Genomic DNA, 5,881 nt, shown 5'->3' on the forward strand with positions numbered 1-5,881 from the left:
GTTGAGTCCGGCGGTGTCCTACTCTCCCACAAGGTCCCCCTTGCAGTACCATCGGCGCTGAGAGGCTTAGCTTCCGGGTTCGGAATGTGACCGGGCGTTTCCCTCTCGCTATGACCACCGGAACACCATCGATATTCACGATCATGTTCCGCAGTTGCTGCGGATGATCCCCGATCGCATATCGGGAACCACAAAGTGGACGCGAGCCCCACCCGAACGGGTGGGAAGTGTAATCAAGTCATCGGCTTATTAGTACCGGTCAGCTCCACGGGTCGTTAGTCCCCGCTTCCACATCCGGCCTATCAACCCAGTCGTCTACTGGGAGCCTCTCACCCACAAGGGGCATGGAAATCTCATCTCGAAGACGGCTTCCCGCTTAGATGCTTTCAGCGGTTATCCGGTCCGAACGTAGCTAATCAGCGGTGCCCTTGGCAGAACAACTGACACACCAGAGGTTCGTCCATCCCGGTCCTCTCGTACTAGGGATAGATCTTCTCAAATTTCCTACGCGCGCAGCGGATAGGGACCGAACTGTCTCACGACGTTCTAAACCCAGCTCGCGTACCGCTTTAATGGGCGAACAGCCCAACCCTTGGGACCTACTCCAGCCCCAGGATGCGACGAGCCGACATCGAGGTGCCAAACCATGCCGTCGATATGGACTCTTGGGCAAGATCAGCCTGTTATCCCCGAGGTACCTTTTATCCGTTGAGCGACAGCGCTTCCACAAGCCACTGCCGGATCACTAGTCCCGACTTTCGTCCCTGCTCGACTTGTCAGTCTCACAGTCAAGCTCCCTTGTGCACTTACACTCGACACCTGATTGCCAACCAGGTTGAGGGAACCTTTGGGCGCCTCCGTTACTTTTTGGGAGGCAACCGCCCCAGTTAAACTACCCACCAGGCACTGTCCATGAACCCGATCAGGGTCCTACGTTAGACATCCAGAGTGACCAGAGTGGTATTTCAACAACGACTCCACGAACACTGGCGTGCCCGCTTCACAGTCTCCCACCTATCCTACACAAGCCACACCGAACACCAATACCAAGCTGTAGTAAAGGTCACGGGGTCTTTCCGTCCTGCTGCGCGTAACGAGCATCTTTACTCGTAGTGCAATTTCGCCGAGTTCGCGGTTGAGACAGCTGGGAAGTCGTTACGCCATTCGTGCAGGTCGGAACTTACCCGACAAGGAATTTCGCTACCTTAGGATGGTTATAGTTACCACCGCCGTTTACTGGGGCTTAAATTCTGAGCTTCGCCGTGAGGCTAACCCTTCCTCTTAACCTTCCAGCACCGGGCAGGCGTCAGTCCGTATACATCGTCTTGCGACTTCGCACGGACCTGTGTTTTTAGTAAACAGTCGCTTCCCACTGGTCTCTGCGGCCTTCCCCGCTCCCGGAGCAAGTCCGTTCACGGTTCCGGCCCCCCTTCTCCCGAAGTTACGGGGGCATTTTGCCGAGTTCCTTAACCACGATTCTCTCGATCTCCTTGGTATTCTCTACCTGACCACCTGAGTCGGTTTCGGGTACGGGCAGCTGCAACCTCGCGTCGATGCTTTTCTCGGCAGCATAGGATCACTGAATTCCCCATGACGGGTATGCATCGGATCTCAGGCGTACAGACGACGGATTTGCCTATCGTCAGCCCTACATCCTTACACCAGGTTCACCTTACGGATACCATCGCCTGGCTCAGCTACCTTCCTGCGTCACACCTGTTAATACGCTAGCCGCACCAGCATGGGGTCGAGCGTTAGACCGGACGTCCATCACCCCGAAGGGATCAGGATCGAGCCGGGTTAGGACTCTTAGCACCACTGGATTGACTGGGACGGTTGTTCGCCGGTACGGGAATATCAACCCGTTGTCCATCGACTACGCCTGTCGGCCTCGCCTTAGGTCCCGACTTACCCAGGGCGGATTAGCCTGGCCCTGGAACCCTTGGTCTTTCGGAGGACGGGTTTCTCACCCGTCTTTCGCTACTCATGCCTGCATTCTCACTCGTGTGGCGTCCACGGCTGGATCACTCCGCCGCTTCACTCGCCACACGACGCTCTCCTACCACTCCGTACGACTGAACCACGAAGGCTTGTCTGGGTACGAAATCTACAACTTCGGCGGTGTGCTTGAGCCCCGTTACATTGTCGGCGCGGAATCACTTGACCAGTGAGCTATTACGCACTCTTTCAAGGGTGGCTGCTTCTAAGCCAACCTCCTGGTTGTCTGTGCAACTCCACATCCTTTCCCACTTAGCACACGCTTAGGGGCCTTAGTTGGTAGTCTGGGTTGTTTCCCTCTCGACGATGAAGCTTATCCCCCACCGTCTCACTGCTGCGCTCTCACTTACCGGCATTCGGAGTTTGGCTGACGTCAGTAACCTTGTAGGGCCCATCGGCCATCCAGTAGCTCTACCTCCGGCAAGAAACACGCAACGCTGCACCTAAATGCATTTCGGAGAGAACCAGCTATCACGAAGTTTGATTGGCCTTTCACCCCTATCCACAGCTCATCCCCTCCATTTTCAACTGAAGTGGGTTCGGGCCTCCACGACGTCTTACCGTCGCTTCACCCTGGCCATGGATAGATCACTTCGCTTCGGGTCTAGGACATGCGACTGAATCGCCCTATTCAGACTCGCTTTCGCTACGGCTACCCCACACGGGTTAACCTCGCCACATATCGCTAACTCGCAGGCTCATTCTTCAAAAGGCACGCTGTCACCCCAACAAGGAGGCTCCAACGGTTTGTAAGCAAACGGTTTCAGGTACTATTTCACTCCCCTCCCGGGGTACTTTTCACCTTTCCCTCACGGTACTTGTCCGCTATCGGTCATCTGGGAGTATTTAGGCTTATCAGGTGGTCCTGACAGATTCACACGGGATTTCTCGGGCCCCGTGCTACTTGGGATACACATCCGGCCATAACACCATTTCGTCTACGGGGCTGGCACCCACTACGGCCCGGCTTTCAAACCGGTTCGACTATGATGCGCTGTAACCGCCCCAGTCCGGCAGAACTGAGCGACGTGTCCCACAACCCCGACCATGCAACGCCCGCCGGCTATCACACATGATCGGTTTAGCCTCATCCGCTTTCGCTCGCCACTACTCACGGAATCACATGTTGTTTTCTCTTCCTGTGGGTACTGAGATGTTTCACTTCCCCACGTTCCCTCTACCCGCCCTATACATTCAGGCGGGAGTCACCAGGTCGCAAAACGCCTGGCGGGGTTTCCCCATTCGGAAATCCTCGGCTCACAGCTCGATTATCAGCTCCCCGAGGCTTATCGCAGATTTCTACGTCCTTCTTCGGCTCCAGATGCCAAGGCATCCACCGTTTGCTCTTAGAAACTTGACCACAAAGATTGCCGCGCACCGAAAACGATGCACGGCCTCAGTGTTGACTCGTCCCAACGCCAAACGACGTCAGGAGCGAATCGCACTCTTGTGACACCAGCCGACCCACCACCAACCACGAAAGCCGGCGACGAATCAGCAAGCGTCTAAGATGCTCGCGTCCACTGTGTAGTTCTCAACATACGATCGGCACCAGCCCGCCCCGACCAACCGGTCGACTTGGCACTGGCCCAACGAGGGGGCATCAAGCCCCAACCCCCACCACCACACAGGCAGCAGGGAAGCCTGGTCCCTCAGGACCCAACAACGTGCACGGCCCGAACCTCACCCACAGACCCGTTCCAACCGGCCGAAACCGACGTACTAGCATCCACGAGATCCATCCGGACCCACTGTCAATGTTCCACCCATGAGCTACCGGCGAGAACATTCGTCTCGATCCGGCGCCTGGACACCACCCCCAACCCGAACGGGCCAGGCCAGCAGTGCCAGATGCTCCTTAGAAAGGAGGTGATCCAGCCGCACCTTCCGGTACGGCTACCTTGTTACGACTTAGTCCTAATCACCGATCCCACCTTCGACGGCTCCTTCCACAAGGGTTAGGCCACCGGCTTCGGGTGTTACCGACTTTCATGACTTGACGGGCGGTGTGTACAAGGCCCGGGAACGTATTCACCGCAGCGTTGCTGATCTGCGATTACTAGCGACTCCGACTTCATGAGGTCGAGTTGCAGACCTCAATCCGAACTGAGACCGGCTTTTTGGGATTCGCTCCACCTTACGGTATCGCAGCCCTTTGTACCGGCCATTGTAGCATGCGTGAAGCCCAAGACATAAGGGGCATGATGATTTGACGTCATCCCCACCTTCCTCCGAGTTGACCCCGGCAGTCTCCTATGAGTCCCCGGCCGAACCGCTGGCAACATAGAACGAGGGTTGCGCTCGTTGCGGGACTTAACCCAACATCTCACGACACGAGCTGACGACAACCATGCACCACCTGTACACCGACCACAAGGGGGCGACCATCTCTGGCCGTTTCCGGTGTATGTCAAGCCTTGGTAAGGTTCTTCGCGTTGCATCGAATTAATCCGCATGCTCCGCCGCTTGTGCGGGCCCCCGTCAATTCCTTTGAGTTTTAGCCTTGCGGCCGTACTCCCCAGGCGGGGCGCTTAATGCGTTAGCTACGACACAGAAACCGTGGAAAGGTCCCTACATCTAGCGCCCAACGTTTACGGCGTGGACTACCAGGGTATCTAATCCTGTTCGCTCCCCACGCTTTCGCTCCTCAGCGTCAGTTACGGCCCAGAGATCTGCCTTCGCCATCGGTGTTCTTCCTGATATCTGCGCATTCCACCGCTACACCAGGAGTTCCAATCTCCCCTACCGCACTCTAGTCTGCCCGTACCCACTGCAAGCCCGAGGTTGAGCCTCGGGATTTCACAGCAGACGCGACAAACCGCCTACGAGCTCTTTACGCCCAATAATTCCGGACAACGCTTGCACCCTACGTATTACCGCGGCTGCTGGCACGTAGTTAGCCGGTGCTTTTTCTGCAGGTACCGTCACTTTCGCTTCTTCCCTACTAAAAGAGGTTTACAACCCGAAGGCCGTCATCCCTCACGCGGCGTTGCTGCATCAGGCTTTCGCCCATTGTGCAATATTCCCCACTGCTGCCTCCCGTAGGAGTCTGGGCCGTGTCTCAGTCCCAGTGTGGCCGGTCACCCTCTCAGGCCGGCTACCCGTCGTCGGCTTGGTGAGCCATTACCTCACCAACTACCTGATAGGCCGCGAGTCCATCCCCAACCAAAATTCTTTCCACGACCAGACCATGCGATCGGCCGTCATATCCAGTATTAGACGTCGTTTCCAACGCTTATCCCAGAGTCAGGGGCAGGTTACTCACGTGTTACTCACCCGTTCGCCACTAATCCGCCCAGCAAGCTGGGCATCATCGTTCGACTTGCATGTGTTAAGCACGCCGCCAGCGTTCGTCCTGAGCCAGGATCAAACTCTCCGTAAAAAACGTTTCCAACCACTCCGAAGAGCAGAAGGCGAATTTGATGCTGACTGAAAAGACTGTCTACTGACAATCATTCAATCCAAAGGAATCGTCCACGAACGCGCCAACCCGAAGGCCGACACGCACGGGGTCAATAAATTGGCATTGACAATGTGCACGCTGTTGAGTTCTCAAGGACCAGACGCATCCGCTCATCCACCCGGGAACCCCGGACATCAGCAACGAAGCTGTGTTCTTGGTTGTGCAACCGATGTGCATCCCCCTACACGAGGTGGATGGCTCATCCCGAAGGAGAGGACCAGTTGCAGGTTTTACATCCTAAGCGTCGAAGCGATCAAGCGCAAGTCCCGATCAGAACTTCGGTGGAGGACGGTCCCGCTTGAGGCCGGCTCGCTCCGGGACACTGTCCCGGCCGCTCCGCCGCACCTTTGGGGTGACGAGTGATTACTTTACGCACCACCCCACCACCCAGCAAACCACCCCACATCCCGGGCGTGTCGC

At 56.6% G+C, this 5,881-nt stretch carries 3 rRNA genes; all 3 read right to left on the reverse strand.

The features are described from left to right. Window positions 1-5: 5 nt before the first annotated feature. Window positions 6-122, reverse strand: a 5S ribosomal RNA gene (rrf, locus tag DEI92_RS16200). A 107-nt stretch (window positions 123-229) separates the two neighbouring features. Next, window positions 230-3,358: ribosomal RNA gene (locus DEI92_RS16205) — 23S ribosomal RNA — on the reverse strand. A gap of 502 nt (window positions 3,359-3,860) precedes the next feature. Next, window positions 3,861-5,380: ribosomal RNA gene (locus DEI92_RS16210) — 16S ribosomal RNA — on the reverse strand. Together the 16S, 23S and 5S rRNA genes form the textbook arrangement of a ribosomal RNA operon. Window positions 5,381-5,881: the final 501 nt, after the last annotated feature.

Source organism: Curtobacterium sp. MCBD17_034 (assembly GCF_003234515.1).
Taxonomy (GTDB): Bacteria; Actinomycetota; Actinomycetes; order Actinomycetales; family Microbacteriaceae; genus Curtobacterium.